The following is a 17195-nucleotide window of genomic DNA, read 5'->3' on the forward strand; positions in this document are numbered from 1 at the left end:
ACTTGTACCAGGCCAGGCCACACCTCGCGGAGGTTGCAGCGCTACTTGCCTTCGGCCTGCCGATTGTTCCTGAAGTCCTTTGAATGGATACCATGCTTCTTGAGCAGCATCTGCACATGGGAGCGGTTCATGTCGAAGCGTCGCGCGAGTTCGGCGACGGTGCCGCCCACTTCCTGCAGCCCACGCTCCAGGAATGCGCGTTCGGCTTCGTCGCTGGCAGCGCGCTTGGCTTCGCTCAGTGACGTGGCGGTACTGAGGTCGGTCACAGTCGCCCTGCCACCGTTGGCGGCCACGGCCTGAAGGCCTGCCGGCTTCGGGCGAACATCCTGTGGCAGATGCATGAAATCGGCTGTATCGCCAGCCAGACACGACAGGCGGTACATCAGGTTGCGCAGTTCGCGGATATTGCCCGGGTATTCGTAATGCAGCAGGAAATCGCGCAAGCGCGGGGTCAGCTTGACGGGTCGCCGTTTCAGCTGACCTGCGGCTTCGTCGCCAAAGTAGGCTACCAGCAACGGAATCTCATCGCGCCGCTCGCGCAGCGCGGGCAGCGTGACGTGAATGACGCTGAGCCGGTAGAACAGGTCTTCGCGAAAGGTGCCCTCCTGGCTCATGCGGCGCAGATCCTTGTTGGTCGCGGCGACGATGCGCGTATCGACGGCAATGACCTCGTCGGACCCCACGCGTTGAATCTCATGCGCTTCCAGCACACGCAGCAGCTTGACCTGCCCCGTCAGCGGCAGTTCGCCAATCTCGTCCAGGAAGATGGTGCCCGTGTGTGCGCTTTCAAACTTGCCACGGCGATCATTGGCCGCGCCAGTGAACGCGCCCTTCTTGTGCCCGAACAGTTCCGATTCCAGCAGGCTGTCCGGAATCGCGCCACAGTTGACGGAAATAAACGGCTTGTCGGTGCGCGCGCCATTGGCGTGAATCACCTTGGCCATCAACTCCTTGCCAGTACCGCTTTCGCCGTCGACCAGCACCGGCAGGTCGGTCGGTGCAGCCTTTTCCGCAATTTCCAGTGCTTCGAGCAGCTTGGGATTGTCGCCAAACGTACCTTCGAAGACAAAACTCCGCTCCATCAGCGCCTGGCGACGCTCACGCGCCGACATCTCGACCGGTTCGACCACCGCCTCGGCCGACTCACCCGTGGCGGACGCTGCCGCGACAAAGCGCTCCTTGTGCGACAGGCCCATCACCTCGTCGCGCAGCGTGGTGGCCTGCTTGAGCAGCTTCTCGATATCGGGCCGTTCCAGCCGCGACGACCAGCGCAGCGTCGAACGCAGGATCTCGATCTTCTCGATCAGGCCCGCAAACGATACCGCGGATGTAGCGGGTGCAGGGTTGGGATTCGGGTTATATAGCTTCATGCGGCGCTCAGCTGCTTGTGTACCAACTGGTAATACATGCCGCGGCGTTCGAGCAATTCCTCATGCCGCCCCTGTTCCACGATTCCGCCTTCATAAAGCACCAGGATCTTGTCGGCCTGCATGATCGTGCTGAGCCGATGTGCGATGATCACGGCCGTGCGGCCCCGCAGGATCTCCTGCATATTGGCCAGGATATTGCTCTCTGACTGCGTGTCGAGGGCCGACGTGGCCTCGTCGAACACCAGCAGCCGTGGATCATGGTAAAGCGCACGCGCAATACACAGCCGCTGGATCTGCCCACCCGACAGGCCGATGCCGCGTTCGCCCACCACCTGCTCATAGCCAAGCGGCAGCTTTGAAATAAACGCATGCGCGTCGGCCATCTTGGCCACTTCCTCGATACGGCGCCGATCGGGGCTGTCGTCGCCGCAGGCAATGTTCTCGGCCACGGTGCCCGAGAACAACAGATTGGTCTGCATCACATAGCCGACCTGCGCGCGGAAGAACTCGGTGTCGATCACGTTCAGGTCGTAGCCATCCACCTTCATCGATCCGTCGGTGGGCTTGTAGAAACCCACCAGTAGCTTGGCCAGCGTGGTCTTGCCAGATCCGCTGCGGCCGACAATGGCCACCATCTCGCCCGGACGCATGCTGAAGCTGATGTTCTCCAGTACATAGGGGGTATCTTCGCCACCGTAGCGGAAGTACACCCCGTTGAACTCGATCTCGCCCTGCAGGTCCGGCAGCATCACGCGTGACAGCACGTCATGCGGTGTTTGCTCGGGCTCCAGGTCCAGTACGTCGCCAAGCCGCTCCATGGCCACGCCTGCGTCATTGAGTTGCCCCCACAACGCCACCAGCCCCATCAGTGGCGCCAGCACGCTGCCCATGAAGGCATTGAACGCGATCAGTTGCCCGATGGTCAGCTCACGTTCGAGCACCAGCGTTGCGCCCACCCACAGGATCGTGATCGTCGTCGCCGCGTTCAGCACCTGACTGACCAGTCCGACGAGGATATGGAACGATTGCGCCTGATACTGCTTGTCCAGCGCCTTCGCGTACTTGCGTTCCCAGCGTAGCCGCACCGGCCGCTCGATGCCCATGCCCTTGACGGTCTCGGCGCCGCCGAGCGTTTCCATCAGGTATGCCTTGGCGTCGGTCGATGCCGTAAAGACCTCGCGCGCGTAGGTCTTGACCTTGGGCGTCACGATGACCGTCAGCGCCGCAATCGGTATCACAAAGGCAATCAGCAGCAGGGTCAGCTTCACGTTGTACAGGAACATGATGCTGAAATAGATGAAGACCATCAGCAGGTTCAGTGCCGTGGTTACCGTGGATTCAGTCAGGAAGGCGCGAATCGTCTGGTTTTCCTGGAAGCGCGCAAAGATGTCCCCGGTCTTGCGCTTGGCAAAGAACGACAGCGGCAGTGACAAGGTGTGCTTGAAGAAGTGCGACATCATCGCGAAATCCATATTGCGCACCATGAAGTTGGCCAGATACGCCCGGATCGTCACCATCAGTTGCGTGAACACATTCGAGATCACCAGCCCCAGGATCAGCAGGTGCAACAGCCCAACGTTCTGGTGTACGACCACCCCATCAAGAATGTTCTGAATGATCAGGGGCGGCACCACGCCCAGCATCTGGATCACGAAGGTAGCCAGGAACAGGTGCGCCAGGATCTTGCGGTACGGTGCCAGATAACTGATAAAGCGCAGCCACGGCGAGCGCGACACGGCCAGTTCGGTCATCTGCGCACCCGCCGAGAACAGCAGGCAGGTGCCGCTCCAGCCGCGCTCAAATTCCTCGGTGCTCATCTTGCGGAAGCCGATGGCCGGATCCGCTACCCAGACGTAGCGGGACGACACACCATAGACCACCACGTAGTGATAGCCCTCCCAGTGGATGATGAACGGCAGCTCGAAGCCGAGCAGCGCATCGCGCGTACATTGCACGCCGCGTGTGGTAAAGCCGAGCGATTCCCCAGCGCGCGCGAGGCTGTCGAGCGTGGCGCCAGCCGTGGTGACATTGGCCAGTTCGCGCAGCTTACCCAGCGTCATCGGAATGCCATAGTGGCGACAGATCATGGCCAGGCACGCCGCACCGCAATCCATCTCCTCGGCTTGCTCCACCAGCGCAAAGCGGCGGATCAGCCGTTCCCCAAGTTCCGGCTTCGATTGCAGGTCCAGCAGCACCGGCCGCTTGCGGCGCTCGGCGAGCTTCTTCTGCCGGTGCAGTTCGCGGTCCACCACGCGAATCCGCTCCTCCAGCACCTCGCGCAACCTGGCATTGCGTTCAAGTATCAGCTGCACGGTCTTTTCGGGGATCACCAGCAGCCGCGTATCGGTTTCCGCAATCGCCGATGCAATCTGCTCCTGGCGCATCACGCAGGCACGTTCGCCGAAGATATCGCCCTGTCCAAGCGTGGCAAGCTGGAAGGTATCGCCCTCTTCCTCGCGGACAATGCGTACCGTGCCCTGCCGTACCACATACAGGCGGCGGTCCTCGCGGCCGTCCTGTTGCAGGATGCTCTTGCCGGCGGCCACGCGCTTGACCCCCACGCTGCGCACTGCGTCCTCGAGTTCCAGCTTGTCGAGCTTGCCGCGCAGATCGAAAAGGCGCGCCACGAAGCCCCCGGCCGAACTGATCGCCACATAGCTCGTGATAAACGCGAGCGCGGCCGGGTTGCCACCGACCACCGGTTCGGTCACGGTACGCGGAATCGTAATCAGCTCGGTCTTGCCCGATGCACGCACCGACGATTCATGCCGGTATTCGCGCAGCAACGCGATATCGGCAAAGACCTCGCCGGTCTTGCGCACCCCCATACTGATTTCCTTGCCGTGTTCCTCGTTGAACACGCGCACCGACCCACTGCGCACGATGAAGATGCCATCGGCGGGTTCACCGGCGTTGCATACCGTATCGCCAAAGCCAAAGTTCAGGGTTCGCGCACTGGCAGCCAACTGCTCGATCTCGTCGCGCGTCAACGGCGACAGGATCTCGACGGTCGCAAGAAAATCGGCCAGCGACTGCGGCGCCGATGCAGTGGCGACGGGCTCGCTAGCGGGCTTCGATGACATGTTCCTGGGCCCTCGCCATCAACCATTCCTCACGCAACAGCCGGCGTATTTCCACGCTCACATCGGGATCGAGCCGCGCCGGATGCTTGGCGCGCACCAGGAAGACCTCGAAAAACGAGCGGTCGGGCGCCGGAAACGGCCCAAGCAGGTCGCCGGGTTCCGCATTGAAGACGCGGGCCTCGATATCGCCCTTGAGCGAGCCGCGCAACACCTTGCCGATATCGCCGCCCTGCTCGCGCGTATCCGCGATGGAATGCTCGCGCGCCATCTCGGCAAAGCTGTCGGGATCATCCTGCAGGTATGACACCAGTTCCTTGGCCTTGCCCTCGGTATCCACCACGATATGGCTGACCTCGATGCTGTCGAACTTTGGCGAGTTAAGCTGGAAGTACGCTTCCACCGCATCGTCGGTGCCCACGCGCTCCATCATCTTTTCCTGGTACAGGCTGTCGGTGATAAAGGCCTCGAACTCGTCGAGCGTAATATTGAGCCCGTCGAGATAGTGGTTCATATCGGCCGCGCGATGCAGTCCATGCACGCGCCGGAACTGGTCGGCACGCTCCTGCACCTCGTCCGGCGACAGCTTGAGACCCTGGCGACGCGCCGCATGAGCGGTCAGCTTGTCGCGGACCAACTGTTCCACCAGCCCTTCGAACTGGCCCGTCAGCTTCAACACCCTGACGAATTCGTCGACGTCGATCACTTCCTCGTCGATGCGCACGATGGCTGTCATCGCCCTCTCCTGTTGACTACGTTTCCTGATCCCTGCCTGATTCTTCTGCCTAACCGGCGACCTGCCTGAACGGATCGAGTCCCAGGTCGATCAGGCGTCGTTCCCTGACCACGATCTCGGCCGTGGCGGTCATGCCATAGCGCAGCGGATACTTGTTGCTGGCCACGCTGTAATAGTCCTGCGCCAGCCGCACACGCCCCTCGTAGACCGGTTGCTTGTCCGGCCCCGATGGCTTGGTGGCGGGCGAGATGTATTCGAGCGTGCCGGCGACCAGGCCGTAGCGCTGGTACGGAAACGCGCTGAACTTGAGCTTGACGGGCAGCCCCTCGCGCAGGAACGCGCGGTCGCGCTCCGCAATCTCGATGCGCAGCATCGGCCGCGCATCCTTGGGTGCAATCCCGCCAAGCGGCGTATTGGCCTGCACCTTGTCCCCGCGCTGCGTCGACGTGACGTCGGTGATCACGCCCGCCACCGGCGCCAGGATCAACAGGAAGTTGTCCTTGTCGATATTCTCGAACTTGATGCGCGCGGCCGCATCGGCCACCAGGCGTGCGGTTTGCACCTGCAGCCGGAGTTTGTCCTCGGTGCTGGTGATCTCGCGCGTAGCAGCGTCGTACTGGACGCGCAGGCTTGCCAGTTCCTGCCCGCTGCCCTCGAGCAGCGCGCTGGCCTGCGTATATTCGCGCGCCAGCCGCGCATCGAGCTCGGCCAGGCGCGACTGCGCCACGCGCAGCGTATTCTCGGCATCCTGCGTTATCGCACGCTTGCCTTCGACCTGTGACTGCGAAACACCGCCACCGGCCGGTAGCGCGAACAGGCGCGCATAGCGGTCCTGCTCCTGCCGCGCAAAGTCTCGCGCGCGCCGCGAATTCTCAAGATTGCTGCGCGCCTCCGCCAGTTGCGCACGCTGTTGCTCTGCCAGCCGCGTGGTGCCTTCGGCCATGCGGTTCTCGTGCTGGCGCGTCGCCAGTTCGATCTGCTGCTTCAAGGCCAGCGCCTTGCGCTCCAGCAAGGCCTTGCGCTCCGGAAACTGCTTCCACTCCCGCTCGGCGTCGTCAAGCTTGAGCTGCGCCTGCAGCGCATTGGCCGCAGCCTCGATCGCGCCGCGCGCATTCAGCCGCGCCACCACGTCGTCCTTCGATACCGGCTGGCCTTCGGCCACATAGAGATCGACGAGTTCGCCATCGACGGGCGCGTAGAAGCGTCGCACCTCCGATTCCGGCGCCAGGGTACCTTGCGCGGTGACGATGACATCGGCATGCCCGAAGAACGACCAGATCAGCGCGCACAACACCAGGCCGGCCGTGGTGATGATGGTCAGCAGGGTCAGCTTGCGTGGCTCGGCACTGAGCAGGGAAATGCCTTCGGCGCTGTGATCTTCCAGCGCTTCGGTCAACGGACGTAAATGGTTACCCCGACTGTCGTCCTTCATGGTGTGCCTCCCGTGGCCGCCGTGGAGCCGTCCGCACCCTGCTTGCTGCCTTCACCCACCAGTGCCAGCTTGGTCTTGAGCACGGTCGGATCGAGCACCATACGCAGGTCATTGAGCGAGCGCCGCTGCGCGTCGATCTCGGCCTGGATATCGTCGCGGATCTTGTTCCACTGGTCCGTATCCTCGATCTTCAGCTGGGCGTAGATGCGCAGACCTTGTCGCGCATCGTCCTGGGCATCGGCCAGCAATTTGGCCTGCGCGCGGAATTTCGCCGAGATCCCGGCTTCAAGTCGCTGCTCTCCGGCAATCAGCCCATTGTTGCGATACTGGCGCCAGCCCGTGGCAGCCCGGTTCAGCAGCGTATTGGCACGGCGCAGCGCCACATCGCGGATATTGTTGACGTCCGCATCCACGGCCTTGGCATAGAACGCATCGGCCTGCGGATCGAGCGAGGCATAAAACGCCAGCAACTGATCCTCGTACCCCGGCGAGCCGCGCGCCGACTTCACCGCGGCGTATTGGGTGGCCACCTGCTCCTTGTGCGTAGCGTCCTTCGCCACATCGGCGGCCCATGGCCCGCTGGTGATGACTTTCAATGCACCAATTGCCGCGGCGCTGTCGCCCTGCACCCATGCCGCATTGGCCAACGCGACCTGCTTCTGTACATCGTCGGCGGGCAGCCGGCCCGCCTTGAGCTTCTGGTATTGCGCCTGGAACGGCGGCGTTGCAAGGTTTGCCTGCTGCATCAGCGCCACCAGCGGTCCCACCGCACGGTCACGCAGCGACTGCACCAGCGCCGTATATTGCTTGAGGTCGCCCTCCACGCGATCGAGTCCGGCCAGGCGCGGATATTTGTCCTTGTACTCAGCCAGCATCGATTGCAGCGCCTCGGGCTGGTCACGACCGAGCTCCGTGGCGATTGCGGCATTGAGCCGGTCGATTGCGGCCAGGAATACCGAATCGTCGTTCTGCAGCCGGCGCAGATCGCTCAGCGCACGCGCGTAGGTGTCGCGGAATGACGGCACGTCGTTGGCAATACGGCCCAGCAGCCGCTGGTGCGATGCCGTGTCGTCCTCCCAGCGCCGCACCAGGTCACGAGTTTTTGTTTCGTCGGCGTACATGCGGATCGGCGCATCGATGCCGCCTCGCCCGACCACAAAGCGTTCGAGGTCGCCCACCCAGGCCAGCTGGTCAATCAATGCACGGCCATCGGCATTGTGTTCGCTGCGCGCGCGCATTTCGCCGAGTACCGCGTCGGCGCCGTTGAAATCATTGGCTTGCAGGCGCGCGGACCATTGCGGCACATAGCCGCGCATCAGCGCCTCGGCGCCCATTACCTGATAGCGCGATTCGTCGGGATGACGCGACAGTACCTTGTCGGCCACCTCGGCCGCACGTACATACTTGCCCTCGTCAAGCAGCAGTTGCAGTGAGCGATCCGGTGCGCCGCGCCACCAGAGGTAGCCGCCGCCAATCACCAGTACGGCGATGACCAGGATCGCCACGCGCGCGGCGCGTTCCAGTTGATGACGGTCGCGGATGCCGAAGCTGCGCATCGCCTCGACCAGCATCATCGTCAGCTTGCCGCGCGGCGCGCTTGCGTGCGCGGCATCGCCGGCGGCATCGGGCAACGCCTCGGGGTTGACTTCGTCTTCCTGCGCCGCGCGGTAGTCCACGCAGAAGATATCAAGGAATGAATCGGCCGCGCCCACGAAGGTGGTCTTGTCCGGATCGACATCGACGGGCGCGGAGGGCACGGAGGCCGCGCCGTTGGCCTTTGGTTCGGCCGAGACTTCCATGAACGAGGTGCGCGTGGCCGTGGCATCGGCGTCCGCTTCGCGTTCGATTCCCACGCGATAGACGAAGTGGCTGCCACCGAAAGCAATCACATCATCGGGTTCGAGACGGATCGACTGCTCGCGCAGGCGCACGCCATTGACGAACGTGCCATTGGTGCTGCCCAGATCCTCGATCCATGGCACGCCCTGCTTCAGGTACACGTGGGCATGGCGGCGCGACAGGTAGTTGACCTGATGCGGATAGTCATTGCGGTAGCGCGCGAACGTATCGTCGGTCTTGTTGATCATGAACGGGAAGCCCGTGATGATCACCGGTTGCAGACCCAGGTCCTCGCGCATCGGCGTCAGCGTGACCGCCACCTTGGGCGGCTCTGGCTCCACCGGGCGCGGATAGAGCCTGACGCGATACGCCAGCCCCGCGCCAAAGCTGACCTCGTCGCCATCGCGCAGCAAGGCCGGCTGCTGGGCTACGGCATCGCCATTGACATGCGTGCCGTTCTTGCTGCCGAGGTCGGCCACGTAGACCGCGCCATCCTCGGAAAAGATGCGCGCATGACGCCGCGACAGCACCGATACCGCTTCAGTTGGATAGGCGGCAAACGGTGCCTCGCCGCGACCGATCGCAAACAGGTCTTCGTCGATGCGGATCTCGCCCAGGTCGGGGCGCGACACCGGCATCAGCAGGACGTCGAACGCCTGACCCGCGCGCGGCGCCATCACCGGCACATCCATGAAGGGGGCATCGTCGCGCGTCATGTTTCACCAGAGCCAACAGTGGGGCCTGTGGCACGCAACCGCGAAGCGGCACGGAGCATGCATTGGCATGCGTCGGCACAGGGGCGGCAGGTCACGGGTAAGAACATAGTAGGCCACGCTTGAGGGGAGTCAATGCGCTGCGCCGCAGCGTTGCGCAAATGCAAGCGCGGCACAGGTTTCACGGTTGCAACGCTTTGTGCGCCGTTGCGACTAACGCGCCGCCTTGGGCGCGCCGTTGGCCGTCGGTTTCGCGACGTTGGTGTTGGCGTTAGCGCGGTCGTCGACGGGCGCGTTGCGGACATCGACGTCGGGCCAGCCACCGCCCAGTGCCTTGTACAGCGTGACGGTATCGGCCAGGATTTGTTGGTGCACGGCCAACAACGACTGTTCCGCCGTCAGCAGCGAACGCTCCGATTCAAAGACATCGAGTTGCGACGCAATGCCTTCGCGCGCCTGTGCCTCGATCTGCGCGCCGACCACGCGCAACTGGTTCACCTGCTGCTGCAGCTCGATTCGCTGCTTCTTGTGTGCATCGACATTGACCAGCGCACTCTCCACCTCCTCGAACGCCGTCATCACGGTGCGGCCATACTCGTTCTCGACCACGCCGACGTTGGCCTCGGTGGTCTTGACGCGCGCCCGCACGTTGGGGTCAAGCATCGGCAGGTTGATGCTGGGCATGAAGCCGAACGTGAACGACTTCATCAGGTCGGACAGCGCGAAGCTTGCCGTGCCACCGCGTGCAGTCAGGCTCACGCTGGGCAGTTGCGCCAGGCGCGCCTGGCCCACGAGGTTGTATGCGGCCAGCACGCGATACTCGGCGGCGACGATATCGGGACGCCGCGCCAGCAACTGCGACGGCAAGCCTCCCGGTACCACCGGCAGCTTGACGCGCTCCTGAAGCCGGCCCGGCGGCACCTTGAGGTCACCCGCCGGCACGCCTACGAGCGTGCCCAGCGCATTCTCGGCCACGGCGCGCGAGCGGCGCAGTTCGATCAGGTCCTTGGTCAACCGGTTGATTTCCGCCTGCTGCTGCATCACGCGGATCTGCGGCAACAAGCCGTTGGCCAGCATGGCCTTGTAGGTCGTCAGGATGTCGTTGTTGCGACCCAGCGTATGGCGCTGCTGCGCAATCTGCTCATCGAATTGCAGGATCGTGAAGTAGGTGATCGAGACATCGGACACCAGCGACAGGTACCCGGCGCGCCAGTCGGCCTCGGTGGCGCGGAATTCGGCGCTTTGCGCCTGCACGCCCTTTTCCACCTTGCCCCAGATATCGATATCCCAGTTCACCGTGCCACCCAGGTTGTAGGTGCGCGAGACGGGCTGCCCGGTGGTCTTGGAGATGTCGAGTCCCGCGCCTACGTCGAATACCGGCAGCGCGCCGGCGCGCGCTTCGGCAATCTGCGCATTGGCCACCCGGATGCGCGCGGCCAGCACCTTGATGTCGTAGTTGCCCGACAGCGCCTTGGCCACCAGCTGATCGAGGTAGGGATCGCCAAAGCCTTGCCACCAGTTCGGCAGGATGGTTTCGGCGGGATTGACGTTGACCGCGTCACTGCCGGTCCACGCGGCCTTGGCCGGCGTTTCGGGGCGATGATATTCGGGCGGACGGAAATCGGCGCAGCCGGCTAGCAGTGCCACGCACACGGCTACCCCAAGCAGCGGAGAAATGCGACGCGGAGCAAAGGCAAAATCAGTCACGATGGCATCCTGCTTGAAGCGCCAGCGGACCGTGGCAGTGCGTCCTGGCGTTCGATTTGTATTGTGGTGCGGCGCGTGGCACAGCGCCAACCCCCTTCGTGTGTCGAGGCGCAAAAAAAGCGCCGGGGCGGAGGTGTCCCCGGCGCAAGCTCCCCGTGCGGCAGTTGGCGTCGATAGATGTTGTGATGCGTTGGCGACGCCGTTGCCGCCCTGAACCGTACGGATCAGTAGACGTTGTTGTGAGCGTCCTGGTTGGTCCGGACGTTATTGGACATGTGCTCCTGGAAGGCCGAGCCGTTGGCGAAGTAGCTGGTCACGCCCTGCAGTTGCTGGTTCGATTGCGTGATTGTCTTGTGCGAGTCGAACGACAGGCTCACCGGCGTGTAGATCGAGGTGTGCGGGGCAAACACAGCCAGGCCGCCGCGTACGGCTTGCAGCTTCTTGGCGTCGAGGGTTTCGGTCGAGGACAGGTCCTTGATGGTCAGCGTGGTCATGGTGTTCTCCTGGAAAGGAAGGTAAGGCTTGGTTGGATGTTGAGCATCGGGTTGGTGTCGCGCTCGGTACTGATATCGCAGCAAGCGTGCCAGCACCTCGAAAAAAATCGAAAATAGTTGGAAAACGTTGATGGGTAAGGCTTTGCGGGAGATCGTCGGATGCAGCGACGAGGCCTGGCAGGTGGGCTGGTGTTGGGTGTTTTGCCACAGGTGGGTGTTGGTTGTTGGGGGCGTAGTGACAGTTGATGCGGGGTTGGTGTTTCACGCCCCCGCCCTCTCCCCCGGCCCCTCTCCCGCCGGGCGGGAGAGGGGAAAACGCAGATGGTCTCGCGCAAAAAAAAGCGGCGCACATTGCTGTGCGCCTTACCGGAGACAGGCGGACCGCCCCGCCGACTTCGCTCCGGGGTCATTTCACATAGATGGTGATCTTTTTCGAGTAGACCGGTGGATTGGTGGGGATATGCTTTTCGTCGCCCATCAGTAACTGCAACGTATGCTTGCCCGGCGCGAGTTCGAGCGTGGTCTCGGTTTCGCCCGCGCCAAAATGCAGGTGATTGCGATCGTTCGGAATTTCCTTGTCCATCGGTGGCAGGTCGACATCGATCAGCAGATGGTGGTGACCCGTGTTCGGATACTTGACGTCCTTCGGTGCCACACCCATGTTGCGCAACCCGAACCAGACCTTGACCGGTTTGCCGGCAGGCAGCGTCTGGTTGTTGTTGGGGTACCCGATATACAGATAGGCGTTCTTTGGCGCTGGCGTGGGTCCGCTGGCTGCGCTGGCGGCTGGCGCCGATGCATGGTCGGCATGGGCTGCCGGCGCCGAGGCGTCGGCCCCGTACGCCAGGCCTGCGGCAGACACCAGCATCACCGCCACAAGAAGCTTCGGATTGCACTTGGTCATGGCTCCCCCCGCTCACGCCTGTGTGCGCTAGCGCACGGTGATCGTGATCTTCTTCGAGTAAATCGGCGGATCGAACGGTACATGCTTGCTGTCACCCAGCAGCAGTTGCAGCGTGTGCTTGCCCGGTGGCAGTTCGATGCGCGCATCGGTTTCACCCGCGCCAAAGTGCAGGTGATTGCGGTCGTTCGGGATTTCCTTGTCCAGCGGCGGCAGGTCGACATCGATCAGCAGATGGTGATGCCCGCAGTTTGGCCGCTCGATTCCCTTGGGACATACGCCCATGCCTTTCAGGCCCATGCGCACCCATAGCTTGCCGCCTTCGATGACGGCGCCATCGCCGGGCCAGATGATATAGACCTCGGCGCCCTTCGGGGCTGCTGTCAAGGGAATTGCGAATGTGGACCAACTGGCCAGGGATGCGGCCGCGAGCGCGCGGAGCAGGGATCGTCTGGACATTGCGGCTCCTCCCGGAGAACTGTCCGCTGCACACGGTAACCCCGCGCGGGAGCGGATTCTTGATGGATGTTCTTGATGCGCTCGGCGATGTGACCTCAAGCGTAGGTCGGCCGGCTTAAAAAAGCGAACTTTCACGCCACAAACGCTGTGCTATCTTGAAACGGCCGGTACCACGTCACGGTAACTCCACACCGCGCACCGCGCCGAGCCAAAGGGGGCTGAATATGTGGCGGAAAGCATTTGTCGTGTCGCTGCTTGGAATCGGCGTGCTGCAGGTCGACGCCATCAGGCTGACGCCCGCTGGCAGTTTGCTCGTGAAGCCGGCAGTCGCGGGTATCCTGCCCAAGAACAGCGACGAACAATACGAGCTGTCGTTCTGGGATTCGATCAAGAACAGCAACTATGCGGCCGACTACGAGGCCTACCTGAAGCAGTATCCGAACGGACGCTTCGCGGCGCTGGCCAAGACGCGGCTCGAACGCATCCGCGCCGCGGGTCCTGCCGCGGCCGCCTCTGCGCCCCCGTCTGCTCCCGCCGCTACGCAGGCGCCCAAACCCGAACCGAAGGCAGAGACCAAGCCCGCACCGCCACCACCGGCAGCGCGCCCCGCACCGCCGACCGCCACCGCGCCTGCCACCAGTGGCAGCAGTCCGCCACGGTCCCGCGCGGGCGGCGCGATTTCCCAGGGTACGGTCACGTATGGCTCCGAAGGCAAGGAAGGCAAGGAGGGCGCACCCGCGAGTGCGAGCCGGCCTTCAGAGGCCAAGGGCGGCGAAATCCGCGATTGCCCGCAATGTCCGGTGATGGTCAGCCTGAACCCGGGCGGCTTCACCATGGGCAGCAGTACCAGCGATCCGGCCGAGCGGCCACCGCATCACGTGACCATCGCCAATGGCTTTGCAATCGGCAAGTACGAGATTACGGTCGAGCAATGGAATGCGTGTGTCGATGCCAACGCCTGCCCGCGTATCGCCACCAATCCACCCGAAGCCAAGACCGCGCCGGTGCGCGATATCAGCTGGGATGACGCGCAGCAGTATGTGGCATGGCTGTCGAAAACCACCGGCAAGACCTACCGCCTGCCGACCGAGGCCGAATGGGAATACGCGGCGCGCGGCGGCACCAGCTCGGCATTCTGGTGGGGTGACAGGATGAGCAAGGGCAATGCCAACTGCAAGGACTGTGGCGATCCGTGGAACGATGCCGCACCGGCCAACGTCGGCTCGTTTGCGGCAAACCCGTATGGGCTGCACGACATGAACGGCAGCGTCTGGGAATGGGTTGCGGATTGCTGGCACAGCTCGTACAAGGGGGCACCCGTTGATAGCCGCGCATGGGAAGAATCCGCCTGCACCGCGCGCGTGATCCGCGGTGGCTCCTGGCGTGAGGGTGCAAGCTACATGGTGTCGTCCACGCGCTTCAAGTACAGCTCCAGCGTGCGGCAATCGCAAAACGGTTTCCGCGTAGTGCGCGAAGCCAAGTAATCACTTTTACTTGGCGCGCGTCGAGATCTGCACGAGATCGGCGCTGATCTTGTCGCGCCCATACTTGCTGGCCATCTGCGCAAGCGGCTTTTCCAGCGCGCGCAGATATTCCTGCCGTGTCTCGAACTCGGCACGACGCGACGCAAACAACGGCGCTGGGGTCGTCAGCAGCACCACGAGCTCGGTGCCGAACGGCTTCGAGACTACCCAGTCGCCGCTGTCGCCAATCGTCGCGCTATAGCTGGGTGGAGCCTGATGACCCTGCACGCGGGCGCTGGGCACCAGATGCGCGACCTTGCCATCGACCACGAAGTAGTCGACATAGACGTATGAGTCATGGTCGGGCGTATTGATATCGAGCACCAGCGGCATGCCTTCGGTCAGGTGCGTATCGCCACGCGTGCGTAGCACCGCCCCGCCCTTGTCTTCGGCCTTGCGGTTACCCGACCAGTAAGGCGCGATCATGCGCACCACATCGCACTTGTCGCTGGTCAGCGGCTGCGCTTCCAGCTTCAGCGACTTGACCCCCGGCAGCTTGCCAAGCTTGTCGCGTAGCGTGCCGAGCGCCGCTTCCGAGACAAACCCATCGACCTGCAACAGATTCCCGTCGACACTGGCGCGCAGTAACGAGCATGGCGTTGCCGCCAGTACCTGGGCCACCGCTTCCGGCTTGAGTGGTACGGCCGTTTCCACCGGCTTGGGCGGTTCCGGCGCGGGAGCCTGCGTCACTGGCGTGGGCGGTGCCTGGCTCTCATTGGAACCGATACTGTCGCGCCACAAATAGAAACCGACCCCGGTGGCAATCGCCACACCGGCAATCACGCCACCAACCACCATCGGCACATGCGCGCCCACGCGTTGGGGTTCTGCGCCGAGTCCGGCCAGGAAACGCATGACCGTGGGTGTGCGTGTGGCGCGATCCAGCGACAGCGCCTGGCGTAGCGCCTTCCATTGTCCGCGCGACAATGCCTTTGGTGGTTCCGGCTTCAGGTTCTTGGCACGCGCTTCCGTGGCGGACACGCGGTTGAACGGATGCTTGCCGGTAAGCAATTCGTAGCTGACGCATGCCAGCGCGTAGATGTCGTCGCGCGGATCGGGTTCACGGTGCTCGAACATTTCCGGGCTGGCGTAGGCAGGCGTCATGCCGCCCAATGAACCCGGATCGAACACGGTCTGGTCCGTTTCATCAGTCGGTTGCTGAAAGCCGCGCGCGATGCCGAAATCAATGACCTTGACCTCGCCACGGTCGGTCAGGAACACATTGGCCGGCTTGAAATCGCAATGCACGAAGCCGCGCTCATGTGCGTACGACAAAGCACTGCCCATGCCGACGATGATCGGCATCGCCTTTATGTAAGGCAAGCCGTTGAAATCAGGTGCGCGCAGGACCAGGTTGAGCGATTTGCCCTGCAGGTATTCCATGGTCAGGAATACCGTGGGCCCATCGCGATCGAAGTCGTACACCGTGACGATATTGCGGTGCGCCAGCTGCTGCGCCTTGCGCGCCTCGCGCTGGAGCGCGATCAGCGATTTCGGATGGCCGCTGAACTGCATGTTCAGCACCTTGATGGCGATATAGGGCTTGCGGTCCGATGCTTCGAGCTTGCGCAGGTCGAGCGCCTTGTAGACAGTGCCCATGCCACCCACGCCAAGGCACTCTTCGAGCACGAACCGCCCGTTCAGCGTATCGCCTACGCCCTTGGCAGGCCCCGAAGGCACGAAGCCTCCGGTGAAGAGCCCGCTCTGGCTCCCCGTACTGCCACCGGTATTGCTTCCCGTATTGCTTCCCGTGTTGCTACCGGTGCTCCCGCCAGTATGGCTCCCCGTGTTGCCTCCGATATTGCCTCCGGTGGTGCCTGCTGTATGGCTACCGGTGTAGCCACCCATCACACCACCGGTAGCACCGGCCGAAGGCGTGCCACGGCCCGCCGGCAAGTCGGGGGCGATACGCGTCTCCTCGCCGGCTGTATCCGGCCGTGAATCCGCAACAGGATCGAACTGAGTTGCCACCAGCGTATCGATGCGATGCATCACCTCGGCATACACCGTGGCGGGCAGCGGAAAGCGCGTGTGTTCCTCGGTGAGCACGCGTGCAAACTGGGTGGAATCGGTGTGGTCGTCCTTGAGGGCCAGATCCACCGATGCAAGGAATTCGTCGCGCGTCAGGCTGCCGCGCTGAAAGTTCCGTATGAGTTCGGCCAGGCTGGACATCCGATGCATCCCGACGATTGGTTACCGGCGACCAGTTGCCGACCGGGGTTGACGGGGGCGGAACCGTTGCGTCACGGCACATTGCCTTCGATGGATACTAGTGCGCACTCCGGCCATCCGCAATGCCGCACTGATGCCCGGCACGCCCACACCGTTGCCATTGCGCCGACACCCGACACCTTTCTGTTGGCCGCGCCCCATCACTCCGGCCCCTGCAGGCCCATTCCCCAGCGTTGGCGCAGCCCCTCATATCACCCGCAAACCCCCATGCAGCAAGGCTTTGCGATTTTTATTCGAAGATCTGGCGCGCGCTGGCACGCTTGCTGCGATATCAGTACCGAGCGCGACACCAACCCGATGCTCGTCACCCACCAAGCATACCTTCCTCTCCAGGAGCACATCATGACCACGCTGACCATCAAGGACCTGTCCTCGACCGAAACCCTCGACGCCAAGACGCTGCAAGCCGTACGCGGCGGCCTGGCTGTGTTTGCCCCGCACACCTCGGTCTACGCGCCGTTCAAGCTGTCGTTCGACAAGGTCACGACGATCAACCAGTCGAACCAGCAAATGCAGCAAGTGCAGAACTACTTCGGCAATGGCTCGGCGTTCCAGGACCACATGACAAATAACGTGACGACGAACCAGCACGCTGAAAACAACGTGTACGGCGCTCACTAAGCCACGCTATTACGCTACCACGCCTTCTCGCATCACTGACTACCGATATCCCCCTAGGAGACTGCCATGAGCACCCTGACCATCCTCG

The 17195-nt window shown here is 63.1% G+C and carries 12 protein-coding genes; 2 read left to right on the plus strand and 10 right to left on the minus strand.

Annotation, left to right across the window (positions count from 1 at the left end; all coding sequences use genetic code 11):
• Positions 1 to 41: 41 nt before the first annotated feature.
• From ACO550_RS27700 to ACO550_RS27740, 9 genes are all read right to left on the minus strand, one after another.
• Positions 42 to 1370, minus strand: coding sequence for a sigma-54 interaction domain-containing protein (locus ACO550_RS27700; RefSeq protein ID WP_315596133.1), 1329 nt, complete (start codon positions 1368 to 1370; stop codon positions 42 to 44).
• On the minus strand, positions 1367 to 4453 hold the full coding sequence (locus ACO550_RS27705; protein ID WP_315596134.1) for an ABC transporter transmembrane domain-containing protein: 3087 nt from the start codon (positions 4451 to 4453) through the stop codon (positions 1367 to 1369). The genes ACO550_RS27700 and ACO550_RS27705 overlap by 4 nt, the downstream gene beginning before the upstream one ends.
• Positions 4434 to 5186, minus strand: coding sequence for a peptidylprolyl isomerase (locus ACO550_RS27710; protein WP_315596135.1), 753 nt, complete (start codon positions 5184 to 5186; stop codon positions 4434 to 4436). The genes ACO550_RS27705 and ACO550_RS27710 overlap by 20 nt, the downstream gene beginning before the upstream one ends.
• 49 nt (positions 5187 to 5235) lie before the next feature.
• Positions 5236 to 6618: a beta-barrel domain-containing protein gene (locus ACO550_RS27715; protein ID WP_315596136.1), complete on the minus strand. Its 1383-nt coding sequence runs from the start codon at positions 6616 to 6618 to the stop codon at positions 5236 to 5238.
• The gene (locus ACO550_RS27720; RefSeq protein ID WP_315596137.1) at positions 6615 to 9173 is read right to left on the minus strand and encodes an FHA domain-containing protein; all 2559 of its coding nucleotides are present in this window, start codon (positions 9171 to 9173) and stop codon (positions 6615 to 6617) included. Before ACO550_RS27720 ends, ACO550_RS27715 begins: the two co-directional genes overlap by 4 nt.
• 210 nt (positions 9174 to 9383) lie before the next feature.
• Positions 9384 to 10877 carry an efflux transporter outer membrane subunit gene (locus tag ACO550_RS27725; RefSeq protein WP_315596138.1) on the minus strand — a complete coding sequence of 498 codons (1494 nt, stop codon included), beginning with the start codon at positions 10875 to 10877 and terminating at the stop codon, positions 9384 to 9386.
• Between the two features lie 224 nt (positions 10878 to 11101).
• Positions 11102 to 11371: a hypothetical protein gene (locus ACO550_RS27730; protein ID WP_315596139.1), complete on the minus strand. Its 270-nt coding sequence runs from the start codon at positions 11369 to 11371 to the stop codon at positions 11102 to 11104.
• Positions 11372 to 11777: 406 nt separating this feature from the next.
• Positions 11778 to 12239, minus strand: coding sequence for a DUF4399 domain-containing protein (locus tag ACO550_RS27735; RefSeq protein WP_485995033.1), 462 nt, complete (start codon positions 12237 to 12239; stop codon positions 11778 to 11780).
• A 63-nt stretch (positions 12240 to 12302) separates the two neighbouring features.
• Positions 12303 to 12731 carry a DUF4399 domain-containing protein gene (locus ACO550_RS27740; protein ID WP_315596141.1) on the minus strand — a complete coding sequence of 143 codons (429 nt, stop codon included), beginning with the start codon at positions 12729 to 12731 and terminating at the stop codon, positions 12303 to 12305.
• Between the two features lie 224 nt (positions 12732 to 12955).
• Between ACO550_RS27740 and ACO550_RS27745 the strand changes: the two genes are divergently transcribed.
• Positions 12956 to 14215, plus strand: coding sequence for a formylglycine-generating enzyme family protein (locus tag ACO550_RS27745; RefSeq protein WP_485995032.1), 1260 nt, complete (start codon positions 12956 to 12958; stop codon positions 14213 to 14215).
• A gap of 6 nt (positions 14216 to 14221) precedes the next feature.
• Here the strand turns inward: ACO550_RS27745 and ACO550_RS27750 are convergent, their stop codons facing one another.
• Positions 14222 to 16426 (minus strand): serine/threonine protein kinase, encoded by a 2205-nt coding sequence (locus ACO550_RS27750; protein WP_315596142.1) that lies wholly within the window; start codon positions 16424 to 16426, stop codon positions 14222 to 14224.
• 402 nt (positions 16427 to 16828) lie between these two features.
• On the opposite strand from ACO550_RS27750, the gene ACO550_RS27755 reads away from it, so the two are divergent.
• The gene (locus ACO550_RS27755; protein WP_315596143.1) at positions 16829 to 17107 is read left to right on the plus strand and encodes a hypothetical protein; all 279 of its coding nucleotides are present in this window, start codon (positions 16829 to 16831) and stop codon (positions 17105 to 17107) included.
• The last annotated feature ends 88 nt before the right edge of the window (positions 17108 to 17195 follow it).

This window comes from Cupriavidus sp., assembly GCF_057315035.1.